This is a genomic window from Nostoc mirabile CHAB5784 (assembly GCF_020829645.1).
In the GTDB taxonomy this organism is placed as follows: Bacteria; Cyanobacteriota; Cyanobacteriia; order Cyanobacteriales; family Nostocaceae; genus Nostoc; species Nostoc mirabile.
In genome coordinates this window covers 172175-197254 of sequence record NZ_JAIVFS010000004.1, presented here as the reverse complement: position 1 = coordinate 197254, position 25080 = coordinate 172175, and the positions used below count along the sequence as shown (strand labels likewise).

The following is a 25080-nucleotide window of genomic DNA, read 5'->3' as shown; positions in this document are numbered from 1 at the left end:
TTAGTTTTCTTTCTTAGCGACGACAGAATTAGTATTTCAGCCTTGTTGAATTCAGGTATGAAAATGATTTTGCGTGATTTCAAAAGTTTTGTAGAGACTAGCAATTGCAACGTCTCTACACCCAGATTCATACATTTAATCAGCAACGCCGACAAATCACTGCATCTTTGCGTTAACTCTTATAAGAAGCAACCAAATTAGCGACGATCGCAACTAGTTCTCCTGGGTCAACTGGTTTCGGCACATGAGACTGAAAGCCCGCTTCCAAGGCACGGCTACGATACTCGCTATCGCCATAGGCAGTTAAAGCTATAGCGGGGAGTTTTCCCCAAATATCAGACTTCAGCGCCCGGATCTTGCGGATGAGAGTGTAGCCATCTTCACCAGGCATAGCAATATCACAAATCAAAACTTCTGGTTGCAACTCAGGTAATACTTTCAATGCTGCCGCTGCCGATGCAACTGCTATGACGGTGGCTCCATCAGCTTCCAACACGGTAGTAATGTAAAAGCGGCTATCTTCATCATCATCAACTACGAGGATGTTTAAGCCAGCAAGGGGCAGAGCAGGTTCCATAACATCTCCATTAACGTTGATCAAATGAAAGTTATTTCTAATGAGATGCTTGTTTTTTTTCAGTGACCACACCATTGGTAATTTTACTGCGATCGCGTCTTTTTTTCTAGAAAAAACTCAAGTCGTCCAACCACCATCTAATTGGCGGTTAATTCTTCCCTGCCATTTATATTTATTGCCTGTATAAAATCCCATTGACAAATTTCACCGAACAAGCCAAAAGTTAAAACAAAGAAAGAATAATTTTAGGACTTACGCAAGTGTCATATAGGAATCATATTTGATTTTTGAAATTATCTATGTAGGTGGGGAGTGGGGAGTAGGGAGTAGGGAATATGGAATCACGCTTTTCGAGTTGTACGGATTTTTTTCAGAAATCAAATCATAGTCCTATATTCTTTTCGTATTGACATGCCATCGGGTGAATTAACTTTGGGATAAATCAATACTTGGAAATAAGAAAAAGTATAATTTATTTTATACAACAATAAATTACACTTTTTTCAATAGCTATCAAGCTTAGGAAGCATCTCAGTTTTACCAAAAATTCTAAGACAGAATCTGGAACGCTGCTCAATCCCATGTCCGGTTTCTAGGGGAGGGGAGAGAGGTGACTCTCGAACCTCACCCAACAACCCCTTCTCTTGCTAGTGAAGGAGGTCTATGAGATGAATGCCTTCAACACTATATTGGTTAGAGGTTGATGATCGCCAATTGTAAACGCGATCACATTATTCTTCAAAAGACAAAACGCGCAGAGAATAGATGAACCCTCTGCGCTTGTTTGCGTTTACATCATTCCCATTCAATGGTTCCAGGCGGCTTGGAGGTGATGTCATAAACCACCCGATTCACCCCTTTCACCTCATTCACAATCCGAGTGGAAATCACTTCCAGCACATCGTAAGGGACTCTTGCCCAATCAGCAGTCATGCCATCTTCACTGGTCACAATCCGCAAAACAATCGGGTAAGCGTAAGTGCGTTGATCCCCCATAACGCCAACACTACGAATTGGCAGTAATACAGCAAATGCTTGCCAAAAATCATGATACATGCCGCGTTGGTTAATTTCTTGCCGGACAATCAAATCTGCATCGCGCAAAATGTTTAACCGCTCAGATGTGACTTCCCCCAGAATGCGAATTGCCAAACCAGGCCCAGGAAAAGGTTGCCGTTGGACAATTTCTTCTGGTAAACCAATGGAACGCCCAACTTTGCGGACTTCATCTTTAAATAGTTTCCGTAGTGGTTCCACCAATTTAAATCTTAGGTCTTTGGGTAAACCGCCAACATTGTGATGACTCTTAATTTTCACCGCTACCCGCTCACCGGTTTGGGGATCTACGTTGGTGTCAGCAGATTCGATCACATCTGGATAAAGAGTCCCTTGAGCTAGATAGTCAAAGTGACCAAGGCGTTTGGATGTTTCCTCAAATACCGCAATAAATTCGTGTCCGATGCGGCGGCGTTTTTCTTCAGGATCTGTAATATCAGCAACTTTAGCTAAAAAGCGATCGCGAGCATTAACATACTCTACAGGAATGTGAAACTGCTCTTGAAAAAGCTTTACTAATCGCTCTGGCTCATACTTTCGCATAAAGCCTTGATCGATAAATACGCAAGTAAGTTGCTCACCAATGGCTTTATACAGCAAGAAGGCCAGGGTAGAAGAATCCACCCCACCAGACAGCGCCAACAGCACCCGCTTTTCACCAACTCTGGCGCGAATTTCCCGAATTGCCTCTTCGACAAAAGCCGCTGTTGTCCAAGTAGGTTCGCAATCGCAGATGTGGTAGACAAAATTACGGATTAATGCTATACCGCCGATAGAATGCACTACCTCTGGATGGAACTGAACGCCGTAAAGTTTCTTTTCGTGATCGGCGATCGCAGCACAAGGAGTATTTTCTGTATGTGCCAGCAATTCAAACCCTGATGGCATTTGGGTAACTGAGTCTCCATGACTCATCCACATCGTAGTGCCATCTTCAACATTCGTGAGTAAATCTGTGGGATCATCAATATATAATGAGGCTTTGCCGTACTCACCTCGGTCAGCCTTTGCCACTTCGCCGCCGAGTTGGTTTACCATCAGCTGCATCCCATAGCAAACACCCAAGACGGGTATTCCCAAATTCCAGATTTCTGGGTCACAATGGGGAGCGTTATCACCATAAACCGAACTCGGCCCACCTGAGAGGATGATTCCCTTAGGATTGAGTTGGCGCAAATGTTCAGAAGTAGTGCGATAGGACAAAACTTCAGAGTATACTTGAGTCTCGCGGATGCGACGGGCAATCAACTCAGAATATTGAGAGCCGAAGTCCAGAATTACAATCAATTGGCGATCAAGTCTCCCAAAATTTTCTAATGTTTGGGGCGCTTGTTCTGTTGGTATCACCGCTGTGTTCATGACGGGAGTGTTATGTCTGTTAAGGGTAGATGCTTTGTGGTCTATGATGATGCTATTATTCAGCCTGGGTAGGCTGATAATGGTATAGAGAGCCTTTACAAACGCAAGGTTATGTGCGTTTGTCGAGTTCCGGAGGCGGAGATGGTATTAAAACGATAAACTTACCCTAGAGTGGTTACTTAGAAGATTATTTATTTGAATTGTTTACGATTATTCATAATAAATTAACATAATTTTCCCATCAACAGACCAGCAGTTTTACTCTTCACGATAATTTTGCGATCGCGATCAAAGAGGATAGAGCCACAAATTGTTACTCCTGTGCCCTTTTCGCTATGACTTTGGATGTATTCTTTAGAACGGACATCGATGGCTTCGGCGATCGCACTGTAAACTTGATTTACCCAATCACTACCAGTTGATGCATCTAGCGATTTTAAGTATGTTAGTGCGGCTTCGGCGGTTGCACTGTTAAACACAGCTTGGATATCTGGTGATTTTAAACCAGCGATCGCACAGTGCGCTGCTAAAATTTCCCGCCGTCCATCAGCCAAGTAGTGATGGGTGTGAAAAATCCCGCCAGCCAGTTTCATCAGCTTACCGTGATAGCCAAATAATAAGATTTCTTTTACGCCTAGCACATCAGCTTCTACTAACATTGGGCCAAGCCAGTTAGCAGTTTTGACCAATTGCTCAGGATTAATCCCTAGTTTACGCGCCAAATCTAGGCCATTCTCTCCGATACAGAATACTAAACTCTCAAAACGACTGGCTTTATTTTGTAACTCAGCCCGAAAAACTGCAAGCTGATCTGGTGTACTCAAGGGTTGAGAAATGCCAGTTGTGCCTAAAAGGGAAAGTCCTTCAACCACACCAAAAGCAGAATTTGAAGTCCGAACAGCAAGCGATCGCCCTTCGGGTAGAATAATCGTCACCGTGATTTTTTCCCCAGGTGCTAGAATTCGTTGCAAATTCTCTTGCAACAGCCTTTGAGCGTAAGCATAAATAGCAGGCTTGTCGTCAGCATTTAATTGCCTACCAATCCCTTCCCCACCTTTAATAATTACAGCTTCATCACCCTGTTCTCGCCATTCCACCAATGCCCAAATCGGTGTATCTTTAGTCAAATCGAGATTATCACCAGGATCGCTACGGGTGATTGCTAAAGCTGTATTCTCAGATAATCCTGCTACCTGTTCAATTGGTATTTCTGCAATTTGGCTGGGTTCAATCAAATCTACAGATGCTATGCTTAATGGTTGGCGATCACGTAACCAATGTAAAGCTGCAACAGCAGAAGCGCACGCAAATACTGGGAGTGTGTATCCAGAACGAGACATTTTGTAAATTTAAAAGTCAAAATAATTCTTTAAAAATAAAGACAGTTTCAGATGTCCTACTCGTTAATTCTTTGTAAATATCAGTTAAGTTCTCCTTCAATTCGTTTTTGGTTTTTGCCTACTCTACAAGTACAAGAATATCTTCAATGACCTGCCCGACGGGTGCATCTAGGCTGACTTCGATAACTCCCGGCATGGTCTGACCTTGCCTAACTCGATCGTATGCATAGCGAGTAATTGTAGAAACGTCATGGGTAAGCAGGATACGTCCTTCTTGGGCTGCCCAATCCAGGATAGTTGGATCATCTTTGCCTGATAGCCCAACATCTTGTACACGAACGATGTCGATTTCCGGGCTACGGCGGAACAATCCTCTAACAACCGTATTATCGAAATTTTCATCCGCAAGGAATTTTAACATGCTTCCTGTGCTGCTTTGCGGGCAAGCAAGCGATCGCGTAAGCCTTGTGGGTCAAAATTCGCTTGATTTATTGCCCGAATCTCTTGTGATTGCTGCCGTCGCTGTTGCAAGTAGGCTTCTACTTCCGGTTGATGATTCAAGTAGAAGGCGATCGTAGCGTAAATCTCAGCCAAATTGAGCGACGGATAGCGATAAACAATTTCCTCTGCTGTCGCGCCTTGCTTAAAGACAGCAACCACAGTGTCCAACGTGACGCGGGTTTTACCGACGAGAACTACACCATCCTCATTCGATTTTAGAGGAGCAGGTTCAGCCATAATCGATAGTGTCATGAACGCCTTCCAATTCATTGCTTTGATAGTAGCAAACCTTAGTGTGCTGATAACAAGGTTTTCAGGGGATAAGCACGATTTTGCTTCAGGTCAGCAATGATGCAGCGTAACATACCCGGACTCACAAGTTGTGAATCATCAAGCTCCATGAACTCTTCTCACGAGCAGCAGCAAAAGCTAAACACGCTTTGATGTCTTCAGAAGTTAATTCAGAAAAATCCTCTAGGATTTCTGCTTGAGTCATTCCAGCAGCAAGATACTCCAAAATATCATAAACAGTGATTCGCATTCCCCGGATACAGTGTTTACCACTGCGTTTTCCAGGTTCAATCGTAATAATGTCGGTCGTGGTAATTCATAAAAAAGTAGATAACTTTTCTTTGCCTCTGACAGATCACTCTTGGTCAGTCGGCTGCAAAGCAGTGTTAGCCTGCTGACTAACGCTTCTTGCTGCTTCTAGCTTTTGGCGAATCGCGGCTTGAACCTTCTCATCAAAATCGGGATCGTTGGGGCTTGCAACAATCCTACGCGGACGTTGATTAATCCTGTCCAAGTATGCTTGAAAAGCAGCTTGATCTCCACGATGCTTGAGAAAATACTGTTTCAACTCAACATCAGACATTGAATCGTAATTAATTCGACTCATCAGACAACTCTCCGTTGGGTAAAATTTGGAATTCAATCTCTTCGTCATACCCAGCAAGGATGTATACATTACGAGTCCGATTATCAACGCAAATGAGGTATATGGGCTGAAGCATGATATACGTCAGTTGATAGCTAATACGATACAAACTTGCTACTTGAGCAGCAGTAGGCATTTTAGTTAATTACACCACCTGCTGACCATTTTAGCAGTTCCGCATAACTGCCCAATTAAATAGTTAAACACCCACTTCTGATAATAGAACTTCCATAGCTTCCCAAGAAATTCCTTGCTCAATATAACGGGGTGCTTCAGGATTGTAAGGACTGGCTACTCGGTCAATGTTGAGGATATTTGCCCCATCTGGTATAACTGGTACATCTGCATCAAATGCTGTAGGACGCATCAAAGAACTGGAAAAGCCTTTGAAAATAGCAATTGTATCTTGCTCATCAGCAATTTCCACTGTTACAATTAGGACTTCTTGGGGACGTTTAGCGGTGTATTGTTCCAGTCGCTTGCCAATGGAATCCATTTATTTTAAGAGTAGGGGTATGGTAGTGCAACGACGCTTACTGTGGTGTGGCTGAACGTCCCTGCTTGCCCAGCTTAATCAGAACAAAGTAGCTTAAGTAAAGCACATAAATTACTAAACTAGTTATGCCGAGAAAACCTAAAAACTCAGCCTTGCTATTAGCATGGAAATATTCTTTGAATAGCAACGGAGCCTCAAACCAGACGCGACAATAGGAAGTCTTCAGCGCACTGCCAGAAAAAGCACAACCCAAAAAAGGGATAAAGGCTAGTGTACCCAAAATAGAATAAACAGTTGTAGCCCAGCGCCAAGAAGTAAAAATCAATTTCAAAGCTCCACTGGTTTGATACTCAATTTCATCGTTGATATCCACCCAGAACCACAGCGAAATCGGGATCAAAATCTGAGCTATCAACCCAGAGATAAAGCTAACTGGATACTGGGCAATCATTAAGTAAATCGTGATTGCTACCAGGCTTGATACTCGCCAGTATATAGCCAATAAGCGTTGTATGGCTTCCGCTTTTTGCACAAATGCCCAAATTAGAAGAATTAGCGGAATAACTACCAGGAATAATACTGCCAGTCGGTAATCCATCCAGACGAAAGGGCGAAACCAAACGTTATAGTCCATAGTTTTTCTCAAACGATAAATAAAACATTTTTAACCAAGAACAAGATCCATAACTGACAAACTGTAAGCTATTAGCTAGCTATTAGTCTATCTATAATTACATAACAGTTTAATCAAAGCACAAAGTCTAGCCTCAAGACTGCGCTCTAACTTCTTTGTGCAAGCAAGTGGTTACCCAACTTATACTATTTCACGGAATTTATACTGTAAATACGTTTGTAGGGGCATACATATGTACGCCCCTACGGCCAATTCATTTGCTGCAAAGATTTTTGGAAAAGGTATTACATGGTAAATCGTCTAATTCACTTTCCTCAATCTCTCTATTTGCTAAAAAACAAGCAACTCAAAGGTTCTCATCTCAGATTTTGCACCTATTTGTAAGTAGCGTCAGGAAGAGTTCTAAAACCCACCCACCGACTATATACTCGACACTCTCGGACAAAATCCCAATTTTTTGGGTGTAAAAGTTTCCTTTTAAGATAAAAAAAAACCTCAAATTTTAACCCTTATACATCCGTAACTCCAAATGTTTCACCAATTATTTACCTGTTGGGGCAAATGATGAAATACGGGGAGTAAGATTTTAGGCAAGAGTGAGGTAAGAGTGCAAGATTTGAGTAAGTAAATTTTGGTTGCTTGTTTACCAAACGAATATAAAACTCACTTGTCTAAATTTCTAGTCGTCGTAAACTCGGCATTCAATTGCATCTGGGTTGTCATCACAATACTGTTCTAAAGAGTTTTTTGGCTTGCTTTGGCGCTTGTGGGAAGCTTCGGCTTGCAATTCTTCTACTGCATCCCAAGCAGCAGCACACTCTGGTGAACCGCTACCGTTAACGTCACAGACAGTACGCGCTTGCTCCACTTCTTCTTGGATTTTCTCTTGAATATCACTCTTTGCTGTTTCTTGGATGTTGGTCATTGCTTTAGTCTCGTTGTGTGTTGTTAATACTAGTATAGAAAAACTTCAGAAATGGCAGATTTTAGCTTGATTACTAACCATTCTAACCATTCAGCTCATAAGTTAGGACTTTAGCCTATTGATTTATAACCAATACAGTAAACTGCCGCATCTATAATGCATTCATCTTTATTTTTTAAGATTTTGTGGAATCAGTACCATAGATAAACAATCATACAATATATTTAGATGCATCTATTAAGGAATGATTTCCCCAGCTTCTTGGGATGGAGGAGACAAAAGGCTGGCACTAATTTTTGTCGGATGCAATTCTTCCCAAAATCAAAAATCAAAACCTACTAGCCCAAAAAGAGAAAGAAGCTCAAAACTCATGGCAGACCAAATGCAGTGGGCAAACGCCCTATCAACCCGTCATTCTTTGGAAGCAGCTGTTACAGATGTGGTGGAACGAGCTGTCTCATCGTTAACAGCACCTGCGGATCTAGGACTGGTATTTATTTCGTCTGCTTTTACGAGTGAGTATTCCCGACTGTTACCCTTGTTAGCTGAGAAACTTTCTGTGCCAGTGCTAATTGGCTGTAGTGGTGGAGGTGTGATTGGGACGACTGTTAACGGAGAAATCCAAGAACTAGAAGCTGAACCAGCTATTAGCTTGACCTTAGCACACCTTCCAGGGGTGAAGGTTCAAGTCTTTCATGTTGTTGCTGAAGAATTACCTGATTTAGACAGTTCACCAGATGCTTGGGTTGATTTGATTGGTGTGCCAACATCACCGACACCCCAGTTCATCTTGCTATCTAGTTCTTTCGCTTCTGGAATCAACGATTTATTGCAGGGGTTGGATTTTGCTTATCCAGGATCGGTGATAGTGGGGGGACAAGCTAGCGGTGGGGGTGTGGGTGGTCGTGTTGCCCTTTTTTGTAACGATACTGAGGGCGGGGAATGCCAAAGTTTGTATCGTGAGGGTACTATCGGCATAGCTTTGACTGGCAATATTGTTTTGGAAACGATTGTAGCCCAAGGATGCCGACCGATTGGCAAACCATTGCAAGTTACAAAAGCCGATCGCAATATTATTCTGGAGTTAGATGAGAAAGTGCCTCTAGTAGTATTGCGAGATTTGATTGCCAGTCTCAGCGAACACGAACGGATTTTAGCACAGCACTCTCTGTTTGTTGGTGTGGCGATGGATGAATTTAAGTTGGCTTTGCAACAGGGAGACTTTTTAATTCGTGGTATTCTTGGGGTCGATCCAACTGCTGGGGCGATCGCAATTGGCGATCGCGTCCGTCCAGGACAAAGGCTGCAATTCCACCTCCGCGATGCCCAAGCCTCTGCTGAAGACCTAGAATTACTCCTCCAAAGTTATCAAACCCAACGAGAATCTGAACCCTCTGCCGTAGCTGCTTTAATGTTTGCCTGTCTGGGGCGAGGCGAAGGACTTTATGGTAAACCCAATTTTGATTCTGAACTATTTCGGCGCTACGTCAGCGATATTCCTGTAGGTGGCTTTTTCTGTGGCGGGGAAATCGGCCCTGTTGGTGGCAGAACTTTCTTACACGCTTACACTTCTGCATTTGGAATTTGTCGCCAAAATCAGTTATGAATTATGAATTAGACTCCTGACTCTATAGCAATCCTATCTAATTTGTGAAAATTCGCGGTGTCCAGCTCCCCGACTTCGTAAAAGTTGTTGGGGAGCTAACTTTTCACGAATGATTTAGGACTGCTATAGTAGCCTGTTATTAAACTAGAAAGTAATTTCAGTATTATTTATGGAGAGCTACTAGTATGGGAAACAATAACAATCAAATACTACCATTACTAACAGAGGCTGACAGACAAGAGTTAGAAGGCGTTGTGCAGGTGTTAGCAAATGTAACTAAGCTCCCTGTTGAAGTGGTTAAGCCACATTTTGATGCATTGCTTAAGCAGTTGATGAAATCAAAACAGGATCAACCATTTTACAAAACTGCAACGGCTCTTGAGTGGATAACAGCTTTTCAGGAATGGGCAGAGAGCCATAGACGAGATACGCCCTTACTATCAGAGTATGCTTTAAGTCGGGCAGGAATATACGATGATGACGAAAACGAAGATATTTAACTTTTCTAGATGACGTGAAAAATCAGCTAGGCTATTCGCCAAAGTGGGATGCTCCTGTTTGAGCGCAAATAGCTGTTTGTTTAGCATTTAGCTGTCCTTTTATATTTGCAGATATATATCGAGATAAACGCTCTGAAGACTTGTGTATATATATAGATATATATTCCTTGTATAGGCTAGTTTAAATATTAATTTATACCTTGTGTTCTTTCACGAAAAGCTCGATGATTGATTGAGAAAGCACATAATTATAGGTTAATTAATAAGAATGCCGATATAATTCATTATTTTTTCCGATTCATGGTAAGAAAATATCTTATATTCATCTTAAATTTATTCATGTCGGAGTTCGACTAATCCAATGCTACAAGGATGGATTCAAATTGTATTAACGCTACTAATTGTAGTAGCAATTACTCCATTTTTTGGGCGCTATATGGCGCGTGTCTACCTAGAGCAAAGTACTTTTCTCGACCCAATTCTGAATCCGGTTGAGCGAGTGCTTTATGCCTTGGTTGGCGTTAAAACCAAAGAAAACATGACGGGCTGGCAGTATGGGCGGGCAATCCTGTATAGCAACGTAGCAATGGGGTTACTGATTTTCTTTATCATCATGAATCAGGGATGGTTGCCCCTGAATCCTACGGGAATAAATGCCCCAACTTGGGATACAGTGCTGCATACGACTATTTCCTTTATTACTAATACCAACCAGCAGCACTATTCTGGTGAAACCTACATGAGCTATGGCAGCCAAATGTGGGGGCTTGGTTATCACATGTTCACCTCTGCTGCGACTGGTTTGGCGGTGGGGATTGCCTTTATTCGGGGATTGACGGGTAGATCGTTGGGCAACTTTTATGTAGACCTAATTCGCTCGATTACCCGAATTTTGCTGCCTATTTGTATTGTGGGCGCGATCGCCTTGATGGCAGCTGGCGTTCCAGAAACTCTGGCGGGTGCAGTTGTATTCCCTACCTTGGAAGATCCGAACATTAGTCAGGCGATCGCTCGTGGCCCTGTTGCCCATTTTGAAATTATTAAGCAATTAGGGGAAAACGGCGGCGGCTTTTTCGCCATCAACTCGGCACACCCCTTTGAAAATCCCAACGGATTTTCTAATTTGATTCAAATTGTGGCGATGATTTCAATCCCCACGTCCCTGATTTATGCCTACGGTTTATTTGCTAATAACACCAAGCAAGCCTGGTTAGTATATGGCATGGTTAGTGTGCTTTTCATCGTATTTGTCGTTATCAATGCCATTGGGGAATATAACGGCAACCCGACTGTAAATGCACTTCTAGGAAGTTCGCAACCGAACCTGGAGGGTAAAGAAGTGCGGTTTGGTTGGGCACAATCTGCCTTGTTCGCAACAGTTACAACAGGCACCATGACCGGCGCTGTTAATAGTTTACACGACTCGTTCATGCCCAACGGCGGTTTCATTACCCTTTCCAATATGTTCCTGCAAATTATCTGGGGTGGACAGGGTACAGGAACCGCTTATTTATTCGCTTACTTGATTCTGGCTGTGTTTGCTACAGGGCTGATGGTGGGACGCACACCAGAATTTTTGGGACGCAAGATTGAGAAGCGCGAGGTTGTACTTGCTAGTTTCCTGATTCTGCTGGTTCACCCGATCGCTATTATGATTCCCGCAGGTATCACCCTAGCATTTGCTGACCAACTATCAGGAATTAGTAATCCGGGTTTTCACGGGTTTGCTCAAGTCATTTACGAATACGCCTCTGCTGCTTCTAACAACGGTTCTGGGTTTGAAGGTTTAGGCGATTCACAACCTTCACCTTTGGCGATCGCAACGGGCGCAAAAACCACTGCAACTGCCCTGTGGTGGAATCTAAGTACCTGCTTCAGTTTACTAGCTGGACGCTATATTCCAATTTTGGGTTTGCTGTTTTTGGCAGATAGCATGTCTCGCAAGCAAGCTGTTCCCTACACGACTGGTACATTGCGAACCGATACCGGACTATTTATAGGTGTCACCGCAGGCGTGATTTTAATCTTGGGCGCACTCACATTCTTCCCAGTATTAGCATTAGGCCCGATCGGTGAAGCGTTTTTTATCGCCAAAGGCATCGGCTAGGGATTGGGGAGTGGGTAGAGACGCGATTAATCGCGTCTGTACTGGGGAGCAGGGAGAGTTAGAAGTTAAAGCATTAGCTTAAAGACTCATTCATCCAGCTTTGATACTCATTCATCCAGCTTTGATACTCATTCATCCAGCTTTAATACTCATTCATCCAGCTTTGATACTCATTCATCCAGCTTTAATACTCATTCATCCAGCTTTGATACTCATTCATCCAGCTTTGATACTCATTCATCCAGCTTTGATACTCATTCATCCAGCTTTGATACTCATTCATCCAGCTTTGATACTCATTCATCCAGCTTTGATACTCATTCATCCACCTCAAAGACTGATGCCCAAAATCTAATCTATGCCAACTACTACTGATTCTCCTTCGCCCCGTATTCCATCTGGAACTCGTGACTCGCGCAAGCACACCCCCAAGACAGATATGCGGGGGCTTTACCAGAGAGCAATTCGTGAGTCATTTGTCAAGCTCGATCCTCGAATTACTGTTAAAAACCCAGTTATGTTTGTTGTTTGGGTGGGAACAATTGTCACCTTTCTTGTTACCCTTAACCCAAATCTGTTTGGTACAATCCAGGCAGATGTCAACCAACAACGCCTCTTAAACGGGTTGATTACCTTTATTCTCTTTTTCACACTTGTTTTTGCCAACTTTGCTGAAGCTGTAGCTGAAGGACGCGGTAAAGCCCAGGCTGATTCATTAAGATCGACGCGATCGGATACTGTTGCCAACAAAATCCTCCCAGATGGTTCGATAGAAAAAGTCAATTCTACGGAACTGCGACGGGGCGATTTGGTAAAAGTGGTTGCAAATAATATGATTCCCGCCGATGGAGATGTAATTAAAGGCATCGGCTCGGTGGATGAGTCTGCAATTACTGGAGAATCTGCCCCTGTACTGAAGCAACCAGGTACAGATATTGCTAGTTCGGTGACAGGCGGCACACGCCTACTCTCCGACGAGTTGACAATTCGCATTAGTGCTGATCCTGGACAAGGCTTTATCGATCGCATGATTTCCCTGGTAGAAGGGGCAGAACGCAGCAAGACTCCCAACGAGATTGCTTTGACGGTATTGTTGGCAGTGTTAACACAGGTGTTCTTGATTGTGGTGGCGACAATGCCCCCATTTGTCGGCTACATCGCCAGCTTTATCAGCACGGCCTTTGGGGCTGAGGCGGGAAACAGTTTGCGGGCGGGTGCTAGCGTTGCTATTCTAATATCGCTACTGGTAGCTTTAATTCCTACAACTATCGGTGGTTTACTCAGTGCGATCGGTATTGCAGGGATGGATAGAGTAGCCCAATTTAACGTCATTGCAACCTCTGGTCGAGCCGTAGAAGCTTGCGGCGATATCAATACCTTGGTGCTGGATAAGACAGGCACGATCACCTTGGGAAACCGGATGGCTGATGAGTTTATTCCCCTGGATAATCATTCAATACAAGATGTGGCGCAAGTCTCCCTAGCTGCTAGCTTGTTTGATGATACGCCAGAGGGCAAGTCAATTGTGATATTGGCAGAAAAGTCTCAGGCTGCGGTAGACTTCAATCTCGACAAAGCCGAGGGTGTAGAATTTTCGGCAAAAACCCGGATGAGTGGCACAAATCTACCCGATGGCAAACAAATTCGCAAGGGAGCGGTAGAGGCGATTAAGGGATTTGTCCGTTCTCGTGGCGGCGACGTTTCTGATGATGTAGACGCAGCTTATGAGCGAGTTTCCCGATTAGGCGGTACACCCTTAGCTGTTTGCCAAGATGACAAGATTTATGGTGTCATCTACCTCAAAGATATTGTGAAACCTGGTTTGCGGGAACGGTTTGACCAACTCCGCCGCATGGGTGTTAAGACTATCATGCTCACAGGTGACAACCGAATTACCGCTTCGGTGATTGCCGAGGAAGCCGGGGTGGATGATTTCATTGCCGAAGCGACTCCAGAAGACAAAATTGAGGTGATTCGCTCGGAACAATCTCAGGGTAAACTGGTGGCAATGACCGGGGATGGTACGAACGATGCACCTGCCTTGGCTCAAGCAAACGTGGGTGTGGCGATGAACTCTGGGACGCAAGCTGCCAAAGAAGCTGCTAACATGGTGGACTTAGATTCTGACCCTACGAAGCTGATTGATTTAGTAACCATAGGTAAACAGTTGTTAATTACTCGTGGAGCATTGACAACATTCTCCATCGCTAACGATATTGCCAAGTATTTTGCGATCATTCCGACTATCTTTGCAGCTGCTGGAATCGGCGCACTTAATATTATGGGATTAAAGAGTGCCCAATCTGCGATCGTCTCGGCGCTGATTTACAACGCCTTAATTATTCCGGCACTAATTCCACTGGCACTTAGAGGGGTAAAGTTTTTACCTTTAACAGCAGATCAACTGTTACGTCGCAACATCTTCATCTTTGGTCTTGGCGGTATCGTTGCTCCCTTCATTGCCATCAAACTGATAGATATTATCCTACCTTTGTCTTAATTTACTATGAAACCCGTTCAAATCCGACGCACTATTCCTGCATCCCAAGTATTAGAAGAAATAACTGAAATCTGGTGTCAATGGCGTAGACAAAAGCTGCCACTGTATTTATTTCTGGCGATGTGTTTCAACCTAGTGGTTGCACCTCTAGTCTATGCAGCTACTGGTGAACAACTTTCTCGCAGCCAATCTTGGGGATTGGGGCTGTTAGGACTGGTGACGCTAGGGCTTTCTATCTATTTATTTTTTGTAATGTTTGTACCGGAGAAATTCTAGTAACCATTCCCTGGTTTAAAAAGACAGGGCTTTGTCCCCCGCCCAACACTACTAACAATTGCTTGTTCACTTATGTTGTTTGCGAAACTTACGGGCGCGGTTACGGTTGACCAGAGGATGTACTCATCCCCACACCCCATGACTCAATTTTCGTTGCTACGACGCTCGCAGACTCGCTACCGCTCCGCTATCGTTAGACAACTCAGCTACTAGCATAAGCCTTGAAAGCGAGTTAACTTCCTGCGTTGAGCTAATTTCACTGTTATTCGATTTTACCAAAAAAGCGTATGTCACAGCAATTAAAATTGCCGTTCGGCTTTCCTCCACTGTCTGAAGTCAAGTTGTTTCCAGTCGTTTCGAGGATGTTCCTATGAGTTTTGCACGTGAAGCTAGCAGAGCTGTTCGTTCTACCTTAGTACTCTGGGTTATTGGAGCGATTATTTATCCTTTTGCGATGATTGCCATTGGGCAGATTGTGTTTCCCTTTCAAGCAAACGGTAGTCTCCTGAAAAATAGCACAGGTCAAGTTGTCGGTTCTGCTTTGATTGGTCAACCTTTTAGTAGCGATCGCTATTTTAACAGTCGTCCCAGTACTACCAGCTACAGCACAGCCGACCCGAAAAAAGACGATGCGGGAGTTTTGAAAACCGGAGTTTCTGGTGCTAGTAACTTGGCTCCCAGTAATCCCGCATTACTAGAACGCATCAAAGGTAAAGATGACCCAGAAAAGAGCAAAAAGGTTGAAGGTGACTTCACTCGTCTGAAAACAGCAGGTGTGCAGCCGACTGGCGATTTAGTCTACACCTCTGGTTCTAGCCTTGACCCTCACATTACTCCCGAAGCTGCGATCGCGCAAATTGCACGAGTAGCTAAGGCGCGAGGAGTTCAGCCGAACCAACTGGAAACTTTGATTGCTCAAAACACCGATGGTCGCTTTCTCGGCATCTTTGGCGAGCCTGGAGTTAATGTGTTGAACCTGAATTTAGCTCTGGATAAGATTAAGGGATAAAAGCATAGGAAATAGCGAAAAGGGGGTGTTTTTGATTATTGCTACACCTCCCAATACGGTTCGGTTAAGCCCAAAAAATAAAAATGTGTAGGTTGGGGAGCCACTGCGCCCTTGCGGTTTCCCGACTTGAAGCAAGTGGCGTTTGAGGAACGAAACCCAACATATTGCAGGGTTTGTTGGGTAACACGAATGTTCAACCCAACCTACAAATATTCTTAACCGAACCGTATTGCTACACCTCCTATTCAGAATAATTACTTATAGCAATCCTTAATGACTACTTAAAATCGAAAGGCTTAGATTCCCGATTTATTAAATTAAGCCGGGAATTTTGTTATTTACGAATGATTAAATAGGACTATTCAAATCTATATCTCTAAATATATGCCTATTTAACTAATTAATAAACACATGTTTATTTTGCTTGATACATTATATATATTCAAAATATATTTAAAGAAAATCATATTTTCTCTGTAAAATATTGCACAATATAATCAGAGTTAAAAAATCTTTTGTGTTAAAAAACAAAGAAATCTTAGAACCAAGCCTGTTTGGTGTTTTCATCCAAGCTAATAGCGTTTACTGTGGCATTCATTTAACTGATATTCAGTTACCCGAACAATGCTTTTTTTTGGGAATTTTAAGAGAAAGTAAAGTCATTTCAGCAATATATAATCCTAGTATTTTTGCTGGAGACTACATTTTAACAATAGCAACCCATCCCATGATGGTTCCGGCTCTCAAAGTCACTCTTAAGAAAATTCATTCTGTTTACTATTCCCTTAACAGTTGCTTACTGGAAGCTCGACCAACAGCCAGTCAATCTGTTAATTCAGATGGCTCAGATGTACCAATTAGTTTCAATTCCACATATTATTAGATAAATGAACATTTACTTCTTCTCTTATCATGCACCTGAGCCAAAGATGATTAAAGATTTAGGTGCTCCGATTACAACCCAATTTAAGGGCGAAATTAGCGATATTCACTCTAAAGGTAATGTGATATTTTTTATGGAAACTCTGTTTATGGGTGGGCAAAAAATTAAAGCCAGCCATACTATTCCCACTGAATCGATTGTGATTGTTGAAGCTCCACCCATATTACAAGGAGATTGGTTAGCAGCAGGAGTTTCTACACTTTTGGTTCCTCAAATAAAGCCAGAAACTACCGCTTGGGGTGCCGTTGTCCTCAACTATTGCAGATTAATCCAAATTCAGAAAATTGAAGTTATTACCTCTCCTTGGAGTAGCAACATTGATACGGAAGCAGTTATCAATCAGGCAGCAAGTGAAATAAAGTTACAAACAGTCAATACTTTGGATTCATTTTCAATGGCAAAATTTTTCCAAAAACTGGGATGGAAACCAAGCAAGACAGTAGTTTCTCCCTAGCCTCTGAAGATGTTTAATTTAGATGACCTTTACTGAATCTCAATTCGACTAACTAAAGGTTTTTAATATGCATACTTCGGAGCTTTTTCTACTTTATATATCCGCCCAAAAAAATGTTCATCAGTTCATCCTGATTGAAACTAACCTGGCTAAGGCAACACATAGCGACATAAAACCACAGGACGGAGACATTCCCTTTGTAGCAGTGTTTTTGGCTCACATCTCCTTCATGATTGTTTGGGGAATTGTCGTTTTTCTCGTTTCATCTGTCTGCAAAGCAGTAGAAGATCCTCCAGAAAATGCGGCACAAGATAAAGACGAAATAGTAAGTATCAAACATTTACAGCAACATCCCTGTAAAAACTGCCGATTTTTTAACGACAACCATTATCTAAACTGTGCAGTACATCCTACCACTGCTCTAACGAAACAAGCATTCGATTGCTCTGACTACAGCCCTAAATAGGTGAGTTTCTGGCTATGCCTATGGCGATCGCTTTATCCCATGCTTCCCAATTATGATCCAAGGCTTTGTGCAAATTTTCCTCACTCTATTCTTAGTTCTGACTTTTCCCGTTATCTCCTTGATTGAGCGATCGCTTACTATACCCCTAGCCCAAAGCCCTATTCTCTCGTAATTTATTGTCAGTAATATTAAGTTATTGAGAATAAATTATAGTCTGAAACTCTTGCTGCTTCGTTGTTTCATGACTTAACGGGAAAAGTCAGATTCTTAGTTGTGGTGTCAGTACCAATCGTAGGATACTACTTAGCTGAAGTCTTTTTCATGCACAAAACTTGGCTCGATCCAGTGATGAACCCATTGGAGCGCTTAATTTATCTCCTTATAGGTATTGAACCGCAAAAGAGCATGACTGGAAGAGAATATGCGATCGCTCTGTTACTCAGCAATACAGCTTATATCAGGTCGCTGCAATTAACCTCCCAATAGCTAATCAGGTTTTTTTGTCAGGAGTAAGTTGATGCTACAGCCTAATTATGAAGATAAAAATAGCTTTCTTTATCCTCGCGATCGCTACTACGGTCAAGTTAAACCAAAAAACTTAGTATTTAATGCTAATCTCCAAGAGTTTGCTCAAAAAATTAGCTATATCACTAGTTTAGAAACTGGTGGAAAGCTATCTCCAGAAAAAGCCTTTGCTCAAATAGAGGCACTCTGGAAACAGTTGGAGGATAGTAAAAATAAACTGGGAATTGGTCGCGATCTAACGGTTTAATTTAGTTGACTCAACCTGATGCAACTGTAACAACGGTGATGCAGTGATTGTAAGGACGAGAACGTTCAAATAGAGTTTGAAGTCTTAAAAATTCATTTTATAAACCTGAACAAATTTTATGAAACAAAAAGAAACGGTATTTGTTATTCCAACTCATCGACTGAGAGATGTAGCACAGACCATCGAAAAGTATGATGAGAATTTCTGGGCAAATGGTCATGCTTTAAAAATTATCGTCTTTGATGATTCCAGTATTGCCAATCACGAGAAATATTACCCACTTTTAGAGCAGACTAAGACAGTCAATGATGTGTTTTATGTCGGCCCCCAACAGAAAGAGCAATTTCTTACATTTTTAAACGAAAGACTGCGCGATCGCAAGCTGGAATCACTAGTCAAAAACTTATTCCGACCTAGTTATGGAGGAAATCGCAACTTCACGCTAATGTACACCCTTGGACATTTAATGGTTAGTGCAGATGACGATATGCGACCAGATGCATTAATTGAAACTAGCCCAGAATCTTTATCAGGCGATGAAATATGTCGAGGAAAATTAATTAAGTCCAACCAACAAGGCGGCTTCGTCCATAAATCTTTTGACTTACTCACGGCTTTTGGTGATGTTCTTGGTCAAAAAGCCAGTCATGTACCAGAAAACTTCGAGGCTGGAGAATTGGTTCTTGATACAGCAATGGATTTAGAAACTAATACGACCAAAGGTTACTTTCGGGAAAACAGCCTCTTATTACAACCAGGGAGAGTATTAAATAATGCGATCGTCAAGATTGCCCAGACTTTTCGCACAGGAACTAATGATATTGATACACTTGATTTTATTCATATGTATCTCAATGATGAAAATCAAATAAGTCCAAATGACCTGAATGATTTTTATATTATTACCAATTTTCGGCCTGTTATTACCAACAAAAACTGGAGAATGGATTGTGGAGTCGCTGGATATGATAATCAGCTAGGTTTACCACCCTTTTTTCCAACTCGGCTCAGATTTGAAGATTATATCTACAGAATTTGGATACAGCAAGAGGGAATCGCCGCTGCACACGTTGATGCTGTCCAGAACCATATTAGAAATAACTATATGCGTAATCCTCTGGCTAGTGAACTCTTTAATGAAGAAATATGTAGCCTACTTAAAAAGAAGATTAAGAGCAGTGTTTATCATCTTGATGATCTAGGAATCAAGTTTGATTACTCTGGGGAAGTCACGTTACAAGACTCTGAAGAAATCCTAGAAAAAATCTCTGCTATTCACAGGCAGGTAGTCAAAGCCTCAATGTCTACCCAGAATGAAGAACGTAAGCAGTCACTCCAATTGTTTGCTGAGAACTTATCAAGAGTATTTTATGGGTTTGAACCCGACTTTTTTCAGCAAAACGTTTCCAGAATTATCGATGATGTGATTAGCCAATTTCACGGTTCTCTAGAAATATGGCCAACTCTAGTTGAAATCTGTTACTTTTACAAAGATAAAAAGGATCTACCACAAATCAGGGTCAAAAACAAGAAGGTAAAATCGAGAAATGGTGCCAAATCTAGCGAAATTCCTGTATAAACGCGACCTTTGGTAAATAATATCATGTCCGCTTGATTGCTTATTAAACCCGAAGAACCCCACCCCGCCAAAGCTACGCTGGGGAAGAACCTACAGATGAGACTGCTTCCAGTGACGAGCGATATTTTTGCTGCGATTCTAAGGTAAGGATACAGGCAATCAACCACACTAAACCTGCGGCATAGCCAGCTGTTACATCAGTTAGCCAATGTACACCAAGATAAAGCCGACTGAAACCGATCGCAGCAATTAAAATAATAGTCAAACCATAAATCCAAAAGCGCCATTCAGGAAACTGCTTTGCCAGAATATAGCCGGTAAAACCGTAAATCACTATTGAAACCATTGCATGGCCACTGGGAAAACTGTGTTGACCCACTTTAATAATATGCTTCCACAGTGCTGGACGCGCTCTACCAAATAATAGTTTCATCAAACAATTTAGCAAGGTTGCACCGACTCCAGCGATGCCCAAGATAGTTGCTTGCCAGCGACGATTATAAAATAACGGACTAATCGCCAGCCCCAAAGAAGATAACAGCATTACTACTGGATCGCCCAGAAAAGTGATACCAAGCATGATGCGATCGCGCAGTGGTGTATGCAACCTCTGAATTAAGAGCAAAATGGCTTCGTCAAGATTATATGCATACAACAGTCCAGTGCCGCATACAAGAGCGCTAACAGCCCCCAATACAGGAATAAGTTGACTACCTGTTTGGTTTAATTGTCGCTGCATAGATATTTGAGGCAGTACGGCTGAATCAAATATGTTTCGATTATTACCCCCAACGAAAGCAGCATTTTCTTTAGTGCTAAAGGAATGCAAGTTACTGTCTCCAATGACTGCGGCAGAAGCAAGTGATTTACTGCTTTTTTGTTGATAATCTAAGAGGATGTCTTGAATAAGGAGAGCGATCGCCTTTAAACTCTTATCTGGATGAAAGATAACAAGAACATTCCCTGTGTAACTATTAGCACTAGCTTGTGAGATTATTTCCTCCTCTAATAATCTCGATTCAAGATATTTTTTAAGAGCTTCTGAATGATAGAGTCCATTTACCTTATATCTAACTCTTCCTTTAACAGCAGTATGTATTGCTTGAACCCAATGGTTTTGATTAGGAAGTTTATGAAAGTGAGGATTACCCATTTGTTATTGATAATAAAATGCTTTGACTGAAAACTAGTAGTCGGGTTCGTAGTAAGCACTTCAGTGCTTAAAAATCCCGGACTAAAGTCCTTACTACGAACTTTTTCACCCTTTATAACTAATGCGATAGACTACTAGGGAAGAGAGATTTTCATGACTTATCGGAAATCCCAGTTATTTTAGCGCTACTTACTCTTAACCAGGAATCATTTTAATAGCTACTGTATTAGTAACTACACAAGTTCAGGTTCGCTGGCAGATTTCAGTTTCAAAGGCTGGGAGTTCACCTCGCCATTGCCGCGCAATCGCCATCGCTTGTTGGGCAAGATAAACATGGTGGCAGATTTTAGCCTCTTAATTATGCTTCTTGAGGTAGAAAGTATCCGTTCCCAAACGTCTGTCCTAAACCTTCGATATACAATAACATTACGTGCCTGGTTGATTTTGCGTGTACTATCAATTAAGTTGATTAGAGCATCAAAGATAGTCCCCACGATTGATTTTGCCATTACCTCTTTTGGCACAACTACATCTTGGGCAGTTTGAATCAGGTTGACTAGATGCTCGCGCATTTGATTATCTGAAATTACACCTACTTTATAATTGATGACGATGGATGCAGCTTTTGGGTTAGCACGGACATTTGTAACTCTAGGATCGGATTCTATCGCTAATTTGAGTTGATTAGCATACTCAGCATCTCTGGCTAGCAGAGGAATACGAAAACGAATTCGCCCAGGAATTGTATGGACAATGCTATAGAATATCTTTTGGGATGGCGCTGTTTTCTTAGCTACGTTTTTAGCTGCCTTTTTTGGTGGTAAACGCAGATTAAGACTAGCATTTTTGTCAGAGTTAGACCGTTTTATAGAAGTCATAGTACTATTTTTTAATTTCAAAAAACAAAAAACGCAACCAGGCTTATAAATTTATCGCTTGATGTTATAAGAGAGCGTTTTATTGAACTGCATTGACTTTACTTTAGTCATACCTATTTTTCTGATTTAAAAAATCTATCTCAGTAGTGAATTTAGCTGTCGCTGCTATCAGGTTGATTAAGTTTCTTTAACATTGTACTTCGCTAATAATTAAGAGGAGAAAGGTTGAAGAAAGCAGAAGGCAAAGGGCACTTAGCAATATATTCGAGGATTGAGCATCGTAATTAAAGCACCTCTTGCCCTCTGCCTTGTTGATAAATGCTCTCTTCCCTCCCTTCTTAGATGATTATCATTTTGATAAAGAGTTTTTGGTACATACCTCGCCCCTTGCGATGCTCTGAGCAAGGGGCGTGGTTTCTCTTGAACTAATGACTAATAACTCTCGCATTGCGGTTTGATTTACAAGTATTTCACTACATAGGCTTATTGACATGTAAGCATTTTAATGTTTCAGGGTCGAGTTACTATATTCTCAAGTAGTAAGATCAAGAGTATGTATGAATTTACTGGATGGGAGTATTGCCCTGATTTCATGCAAGCCTTGCTTATTTATTTTATTCACTTTCTAGGTATGTGTTTATGCAGCAAGGGTTAAGCTTACTAATTCAACTGGTACTAGAGTTTGCACCTGTTGTTGCAGAGCTAGTACAAAAGAGAAGTCAAGATTTAGCTCTGAGTAAATATGAACCGATTGAAGTAATTCCCGAAATACTCAAAGTTCTAAATCCTTCAAATAAAAAAAGCAGTTATGTTGAAGACTTTGAACAAGAAAGAATTTTCCAACAGCAATTAGTAGCCGACAATCACCAAACGCAATTAAGAATAGCTGCCCAAGAGCGAGAAACAGCGCTCAAGTTGCCAGAAGTTAATAAAATTCTTGATAGCTGGCCCTTAAGATTATACCCTTCGCAAATTTTAGACTCCACCAATTATGGACGCACCCCACTGAAAATTTTTATCGCTCCTCCTCAAGTACATTTTGACCAATTTAACGAGAATAGAGATGAAACAATTTCCCAAATTGAGTTAATGTTGGCTGAAGGATTACGAGATTTTTTCAACAAGCATTACTCTCTAAACAGTCAAGTTAGACCAACAGAATTATTGGCAGGAGCTTGGGATAGTAAGCGTTTTCACAGTGAATCAAGTATTAAGGCTCTGTTTGGAATGTTGAAAACAGAGCCTATTTTGATTTTAGAGTCAGAAAATGACGGAGATTATTTAAATTTTCGGATTGCCTACTGGGGTTTGGGACAAGGTAATTATTATTATAAAACAATTGCTCGTTTACCTTATCGAGAAATTCTGGAAGAGTCTGCTAAAAGACGAGCGTTAGAATGGAAAAAGATTAGAGATGAACTGCTGTCCTTGGGAGAAAACTTAGAGGAAATTAATCACATTGGAAAAGAGAATGTTGTTAATTTGGCAATTTTAGAAAAGGTAGAAAAATGGAATGAAAAAGGAATTGATATTAGTAAGTTATCTTTACAATATCAAGTCAACCGTCAAGACTTTGAAAACCTTTGTCAGGTTTTGATTACTTATCACTGTTTGGTTGCAGGTTGGGTAGCAGATATTTACCACCTGGTTAATCATGGTGTACCTCCGTTACTACCAGAGTTGCTGCCGAGTCTGCTGTCAGATACTTTTGATTTACAATCAGTACAGGTTATCGCCTCTGGTTACAAGCAAGTTTACCAAGCTCTGGAAAATGAGCGTTGTTACTGGATTCCAGAATTGGCTTTGCAATTAGCCCAGAGTTTATCTCATTTAAGCGATGCCTACGGCGGTAAACTACGCTCTTGGGCAAATGAACAGCTTGATTATTCAGTGGCTACATGGTTGCAACTACGCCAAATATCACTACAGGATTCTACAAACCCGCTTCAGGCAATGCAATCAGCCGTCAGCGTCAAAGATGAGGAATATGTCAAAAAGTTAAGAGAATATTTTGTTGCAGTGGGTGATACTCAGAGTCTTGCTGATGTTGAGGAAATTTTAAATTGTGTTGCCAACCTCAAACACCAAGTTACACTACAACATATCGTTCTCAGCCATACCCTAACTGGACATTCAGAAAAAGTGACATCTGTCGTCATTAGTCCTGATTCTGAGAGTTTAGTTAGCGGGTGTGCAGATAAAACTATCAAAGTATGGAATTCTAAAAGCGGCAAACTTATTCGCACCCTCGCAGAAGATTTAGGCGAAATTTCCTCTGTTGCGATTAGTCCTGATGAACATTACCTCGCTGTTGGTAGTTGCCAACACCCCAAAAGTAATGTTAGAGTCTACAATGTCAATTCTGGCAAACTAATCCACACTCTGTTAGGACATCAAAAACCGGTTAACTGCATCGCCATCAGTCCTGATGGACAAATTCTTGCCAGTGGTAGCAATAAAATCAAAATTTGGAACTTGCATAAAGGCGATGCCTGCGGCGGGCTATGCCAACGCATTTGTACCCTTTGGCATTCATCCGCAGTTTATGCTGCTGCTATCAGCTCTGATGGTACAATCCTTGCTAGTGGTAGTTCTGACAACAAAATCAGGCTGTGGAATCCCCGCACGGGCGATCCATTACGCACCCTCAACGGACATTTAGGTGGGGTGAAATCAGTAATCATTAGTCCTGATGGAGAAATTCTCTTTAGCGGTAGCACAGACAAAACTATCAAAATTTGGTATCTAGCTACAGGTAAAGTATTACACACATTGACTGGACATTTAGAAGAGGTAAGATCCTTAGCTGTTAGTCCTGATGGAGAAATTCTCTTTAGCGGTAGTGCAGACAAAACCATCAAAATTTGGCATTTGCGGACGGGAGAGTTACTGCAAACTATCACAGAACACTCAGGAGCAGTAAACTCTATTGCTATTAGCCGGAATGGTCAATTTCTTGCTAGTGGTAGTTCTGATAAAACCATCAAGATTTGGCAGATTAATTAAGTTTTT

At 41.8% G+C, this 25080-nt stretch carries 28 protein-coding genes; 14 read left to right on the top strand and 14 right to left on the bottom strand.

Annotated features, from left to right (window positions below):
• Window positions 1-172: 172 nt before the first annotated feature.
• Window positions 173-577, bottom strand: a complete 405-nt coding sequence (locus LC653_RS05245) for a response regulator (protein WP_229493093.1) — start codon at window positions 575-577, stop codon at window positions 173-175.
• 40 nt (window positions 578-617) lie between these two features.
• Between LC653_RS05245 and LC653_RS05240 the strand changes: the two genes are divergently transcribed.
• Window positions 618-764: a hypothetical protein gene (locus tag LC653_RS05240; protein ID WP_229493091.1), complete on the top strand. Its 147-nt coding sequence runs from the start codon at window positions 618-620 to the stop codon at window positions 762-764.
• A 608-nt stretch (window positions 765-1372) separates the two neighbouring features.
• Here the strand turns inward: LC653_RS05240 and guaA are convergent.
• From guaA to LC653_RS05190, 10 genes are all read right to left on the bottom strand, one after another.
• Window positions 1373-2992, bottom strand: a complete 1620-nt coding sequence (gene guaA / locus LC653_RS05235) for a glutamine-hydrolyzing GMP synthase (protein WP_229493089.1) — start codon at window positions 2990-2992, stop codon at window positions 1373-1375.
• Window positions 2993-3216: 224 nt separating this feature from the next.
• Window positions 3217-4332 carry a cobalt-precorrin-5B (C(1))-methyltransferase CbiD gene (gene cbiD / locus LC653_RS05230; protein WP_229493087.1) on the bottom strand — a complete coding sequence of 372 codons (1116 nt, stop codon included), beginning with the start codon at window positions 4330-4332 and terminating at the stop codon, window positions 3217-3219.
• A 118-nt stretch (window positions 4333-4450) separates the two neighbouring features.
• Complete coding sequence (locus LC653_RS05225; RefSeq protein WP_229493086.1) at window positions 4451-4753, bottom strand: DUF5615 family PIN-like protein; 303 nt, start codon at window positions 4751-4753, stop codon at window positions 4451-4453.
• Complete coding sequence (locus tag LC653_RS05220) at window positions 4747-5085, bottom strand: DUF433 domain-containing protein (protein ID WP_229493084.1); 339 nt, start codon at window positions 5083-5085, stop codon at window positions 4747-4749. The genes LC653_RS05225 and LC653_RS05220 overlap by 7 nt, the downstream gene beginning before the upstream one ends.
• A 121-nt stretch (window positions 5086-5206) precedes the next feature.
• Window positions 5207-5440 (bottom strand): DUF433 domain-containing protein, encoded by a 234-nt coding sequence (locus LC653_RS05215; RefSeq protein ID WP_229493145.1) that lies wholly within the window; start codon window positions 5438-5440, stop codon window positions 5207-5209.
• Between the two features lie 39 nt (window positions 5441-5479).
• Window positions 5480-5731, bottom strand: coding sequence for a DUF6887 family protein (locus tag LC653_RS05210; protein WP_229493083.1), 252 nt, complete (start codon window positions 5729-5731; stop codon window positions 5480-5482).
• The gene (locus LC653_RS05205; protein WP_229493081.1) at window positions 5718-5906 is read right to left on the bottom strand and encodes a DUF6888 family protein; all 189 of its coding nucleotides are present in this window, start codon (window positions 5904-5906) and stop codon (window positions 5718-5720) included. Before LC653_RS05205 ends, LC653_RS05210 begins: the two co-directional genes overlap by 14 nt.
• A gap of 63 nt (window positions 5907-5969) precedes the next feature.
• Window positions 5970-6266: a DUF7734 family protein gene (locus LC653_RS05200; protein ID WP_229493079.1), complete on the bottom strand. Its 297-nt coding sequence runs from the start codon at window positions 6264-6266 to the stop codon at window positions 5970-5972.
• A 37-nt stretch (window positions 6267-6303) separates the two neighbouring features.
• Window positions 6304-6900 carry a DUF3177 family protein gene (locus LC653_RS05195; protein WP_229493077.1) on the bottom strand — a complete coding sequence of 199 codons (597 nt, stop codon included), beginning with the start codon at window positions 6898-6900 and terminating at the stop codon, window positions 6304-6306.
• A 679-nt stretch (window positions 6901-7579) separates the two neighbouring features.
• Window positions 7580-7825 carry a Calvin cycle protein CP12 gene (locus LC653_RS05190; protein ID WP_190939487.1) on the bottom strand — a complete coding sequence of 82 codons (246 nt, stop codon included), beginning with the start codon at window positions 7823-7825 and terminating at the stop codon, window positions 7580-7582.
• A 370-nt stretch (window positions 7826-8195) separates the two neighbouring features.
• Here LC653_RS05190 and LC653_RS05185 point away from each other — a divergent pair, with 370 nt between their 5' ends.
• The 3 genes from LC653_RS05185 (at window position 8196) to kdpA (ending at window position 12038) form a co-directional block, all read left to right on the top strand.
• The gene (locus LC653_RS05185; RefSeq protein WP_229493076.1) at window positions 8196-9431 is read left to right on the top strand and encodes an FIST signal transduction protein; all 1236 of its coding nucleotides are present in this window, start codon (window positions 8196-8198) and stop codon (window positions 9429-9431) included.
• A gap of 185 nt (window positions 9432-9616) precedes the next feature.
• On the top strand, window positions 9617-9931 hold the full coding sequence (locus LC653_RS05180) for a hypothetical protein (protein WP_229493075.1): 315 nt from the start codon (window positions 9617-9619) through the stop codon (window positions 9929-9931).
• Between the two features lie 361 nt (window positions 9932-10292).
• A complete protein-coding gene (kdpA, locus tag LC653_RS05175; RefSeq protein WP_229493073.1) occupies window positions 10293-12038 on the top strand; it encodes a potassium-transporting ATPase subunit KdpA in 1746 nt (581 codons plus the stop codon).
• Between the two features lie 184 nt (window positions 12039-12222).
• Here the strand turns inward: kdpA and LC653_RS05170 are convergent, their stop codons facing one another.
• Complete coding sequence (locus LC653_RS05170) at window positions 12223-12363, bottom strand: hypothetical protein (RefSeq protein ID WP_229493071.1); 141 nt, start codon at window positions 12361-12363, stop codon at window positions 12223-12225.
• Window positions 12364-12396: 33 nt separating this feature from the next.
• Here LC653_RS05170 and kdpB point away from each other — a divergent pair, with 33 nt between their 5' ends.
• The 9 genes from kdpB to LC653_RS05125 all read left to right on the top strand — a co-directional run bounded on the left by kdpB (window position 12397) and on the right by LC653_RS05125 (window position 20037).
• Window positions 12397-14538 (top strand): potassium-transporting ATPase subunit KdpB, encoded by a 2142-nt coding sequence (gene kdpB, locus LC653_RS05165; protein ID WP_229493069.1) that lies wholly within the window; start codon window positions 12397-12399, stop codon window positions 14536-14538.
• Window positions 14539-14544: 6 nt separating this feature from the next.
• Window positions 14545-14814 carry a potassium-transporting ATPase subunit F gene (locus LC653_RS05160; protein ID WP_229493067.1) on the top strand — a complete coding sequence of 90 codons (270 nt, stop codon included), beginning with the start codon at window positions 14545-14547 and terminating at the stop codon, window positions 14812-14814.
• 370 nt (window positions 14815-15184) lie between these two features.
• Window positions 15185-15823, top strand: coding sequence for a K(+)-transporting ATPase subunit C (gene kdpC / locus LC653_RS05155; RefSeq protein WP_229493065.1), 639 nt, complete (start codon window positions 15185-15187; stop codon window positions 15821-15823).
• Between the two features lie 517 nt (window positions 15824-16340).
• On the top strand, window positions 16341-16706 hold the full coding sequence (locus LC653_RS05150; protein ID WP_229493063.1) for a potassium transporter TrkA: 366 nt from the start codon (window positions 16341-16343) through the stop codon (window positions 16704-16706).
• Window positions 16707-16710: 4 nt separating this feature from the next.
• The gene (locus LC653_RS05145; protein WP_229493062.1) at window positions 16711-17220 is read left to right on the top strand and encodes a hypothetical protein; all 510 of its coding nucleotides are present in this window, start codon (window positions 16711-16713) and stop codon (window positions 17218-17220) included.
• A 67-nt stretch (window positions 17221-17287) separates the two neighbouring features.
• Window positions 17288-17686 (top strand): hypothetical protein, encoded by a 399-nt coding sequence (locus LC653_RS05140; protein ID WP_229493060.1) that lies wholly within the window; start codon window positions 17288-17290, stop codon window positions 17684-17686.
• A 273-nt stretch (window positions 17687-17959) separates the two neighbouring features.
• Window positions 17960-18172 carry a potassium-transporting ATPase subunit KdpA gene (locus LC653_RS05135; RefSeq protein WP_229493058.1) on the top strand — a complete coding sequence of 71 codons (213 nt, stop codon included), beginning with the start codon at window positions 17960-17962 and terminating at the stop codon, window positions 18170-18172.
• Between the two features lie 31 nt (window positions 18173-18203).
• On the top strand, window positions 18204-18458 hold the full coding sequence (locus LC653_RS05130) for a DUF7219 family protein (protein WP_229493056.1): 255 nt from the start codon (window positions 18204-18206) through the stop codon (window positions 18456-18458).
• 118 nt (window positions 18459-18576) lie between these two features.
• Window positions 18577-20037: a hypothetical protein gene (locus tag LC653_RS05125; protein ID WP_229493055.1), complete on the top strand. Its 1461-nt coding sequence runs from the start codon at window positions 18577-18579 to the stop codon at window positions 20035-20037.
• Window positions 20038-20110: 73 nt separating this feature from the next.
• On the opposite strand, the gene LC653_RS05120 is transcribed toward LC653_RS05125, so the two are convergent.
• A complete protein-coding gene (locus tag LC653_RS05120; RefSeq protein ID WP_229493053.1) occupies window positions 20111-21190 on the bottom strand; it encodes a phosphatase PAP2 family protein in 1080 nt (359 codons plus the stop codon).
• 233 nt (window positions 21191-21423) lie between these two features.
• Window positions 21424-22068: an HMA2 domain-containing protein gene (locus tag LC653_RS05115; protein ID WP_229493051.1), complete on the bottom strand. Its 645-nt coding sequence runs from the start codon at window positions 22066-22068 to the stop codon at window positions 21424-21426.
• Between the two features lie 639 nt (window positions 22069-22707).
• Between LC653_RS05115 and LC653_RS05110 the strand changes: the two genes are divergently transcribed.
• Window positions 22708-25074, top strand: coding sequence for a WD40 repeat domain-containing protein (locus LC653_RS05110; RefSeq protein ID WP_229493050.1), 2367 nt, complete (start codon window positions 22708-22710; stop codon window positions 25072-25074).
• The last annotated feature ends 6 nt before the right edge of the window (window positions 25075-25080 follow it).

What these genes read in the sequence shown, in the direction of transcription:
- LC653_RS05220 (WP_229493084.1), bottom strand. Translation starts at nt 5,085, where the DNA reads ATGACACTATCGATTATGGCTGAACCTGCTCCTCTAAAATCGAATGAG.
- cbiD (WP_229493087.1), bottom strand. Translation starts at nt 4,332, where the DNA reads ATGTCTCGTTCTGGATACACACTCCCAGTATTTGCGTGCGCTTCTGCT.
- LC653_RS05115 (WP_229493051.1), bottom strand. Translation starts at nt 22,068, where the DNA reads ATGACTTCTATAAAACGGTCTAACTCTGACAAAAATGCTAGTCTTAAT.
- LC653_RS05195 (WP_229493077.1), bottom strand. Translation starts at nt 6,900, where the DNA reads ATGGACTATAACGTTTGGTTTCGCCCTTTCGTCTGGATGGATTACCGA.
- LC653_RS05190 (WP_190939487.1), bottom strand. Translation starts at nt 7,825, where the DNA reads ATGACCAACATCCAAGAAACAGCAAAGAGTGATATTCAAGAGAAAATC.
- LC653_RS05205 (WP_229493081.1), bottom strand. Translation starts at nt 5,906, where the DNA reads ATGCCTACTGCTGCTCAAGTAGCAAGTTTGTATCGTATTAGCTATCAA.
- LC653_RS05160 (WP_229493067.1), top strand. Translation starts at nt 14,545, where the DNA reads ATGAAACCCGTTCAAATCCGACGCACTATTCCTGCATCCCAAGTATTA.
- LC653_RS05210 (WP_229493083.1), bottom strand. Translation starts at nt 5,731, where the DNA reads ATGAGTCGAATTAATTACGATTCAATGTCTGATGTTGAGTTGAAACAG.
- LC653_RS05125 (WP_229493055.1), top strand. Translation starts at nt 18,577, where the DNA reads ATGAAACAAAAAGAAACGGTATTTGTTATTCCAACTCATCGACTGAGA.
- LC653_RS05130 (WP_229493056.1), top strand. Translation starts at nt 18,204, where the DNA reads ATGCTACAGCCTAATTATGAAGATAAAAATAGCTTTCTTTATCCTCGC.
- LC653_RS05185 (WP_229493076.1), top strand. Translation starts at nt 8,196, where the DNA reads ATGGCAGACCAAATGCAGTGGGCAAACGCCCTATCAACCCGTCATTCT.
- guaA (WP_229493089.1), bottom strand. Translation starts at nt 2,992, where the DNA reads ATGAACACAGCGGTGATACCAACAGAACAAGCGCCCCAAACATTAGAA.
- kdpB (WP_229493069.1), top strand. Translation starts at nt 12,397, where the DNA reads ATGCCAACTACTACTGATTCTCCTTCGCCCCGTATTCCATCTGGAACT.
- LC653_RS05140 (WP_229493060.1), top strand. Translation starts at nt 17,288, where the DNA reads ATGCATACTTCGGAGCTTTTTCTACTTTATATATCCGCCCAAAAAAAT.
- LC653_RS05145 (WP_229493062.1), top strand. Translation starts at nt 16,711, where the DNA reads ATGAACATTTACTTCTTCTCTTATCATGCACCTGAGCCAAAGATGATT.
- kdpA (WP_229493073.1), top strand. Translation starts at nt 10,293, where the DNA reads ATGCTACAAGGATGGATTCAAATTGTATTAACGCTACTAATTGTAGTA.
- LC653_RS05240 (WP_229493091.1), top strand. Translation starts at nt 618, where the DNA reads ATGAGATGCTTGTTTTTTTTCAGTGACCACACCATTGGTAATTTTACT.
- LC653_RS05245 (WP_229493093.1), bottom strand. Translation starts at nt 577, where the DNA reads ATGGAACCTGCTCTGCCCCTTGCTGGCTTAAACATCCTCGTAGTTGAT.
- LC653_RS05200 (WP_229493079.1), bottom strand. Translation starts at nt 6,266, where the DNA reads ATGGATTCCATTGGCAAGCGACTGGAACAATACACCGCTAAACGTCCC.
- LC653_RS05180 (WP_229493075.1), top strand. Translation starts at nt 9,617, where the DNA reads ATGGGAAACAATAACAATCAAATACTACCATTACTAACAGAGGCTGAC.
- LC653_RS05120 (WP_229493053.1), bottom strand. Translation starts at nt 21,190, where the DNA reads ATGGGTAATCCTCACTTTCATAAACTTCCTAATCAAAACCATTGGGTT.
- LC653_RS05225 (WP_229493086.1), bottom strand. Translation starts at nt 4,753, where the DNA reads ATGTTAAAATTCCTTGCGGATGAAAATTTCGATAATACGGTTGTTAGA.
- kdpC (WP_229493065.1), top strand. Translation starts at nt 15,185, where the DNA reads ATGAGTTTTGCACGTGAAGCTAGCAGAGCTGTTCGTTCTACCTTAGTA.
- LC653_RS05170 (WP_229493071.1), bottom strand. Translation starts at nt 12,363, where the DNA reads ATGAATGAGTATCAAAGCTGGATGAATGAGTATCAAAGCTGGATGAAT.
- LC653_RS05110 (WP_229493050.1), top strand. Translation starts at nt 22,708, where the DNA reads ATGCAGCAAGGGTTAAGCTTACTAATTCAACTGGTACTAGAGTTTGCA.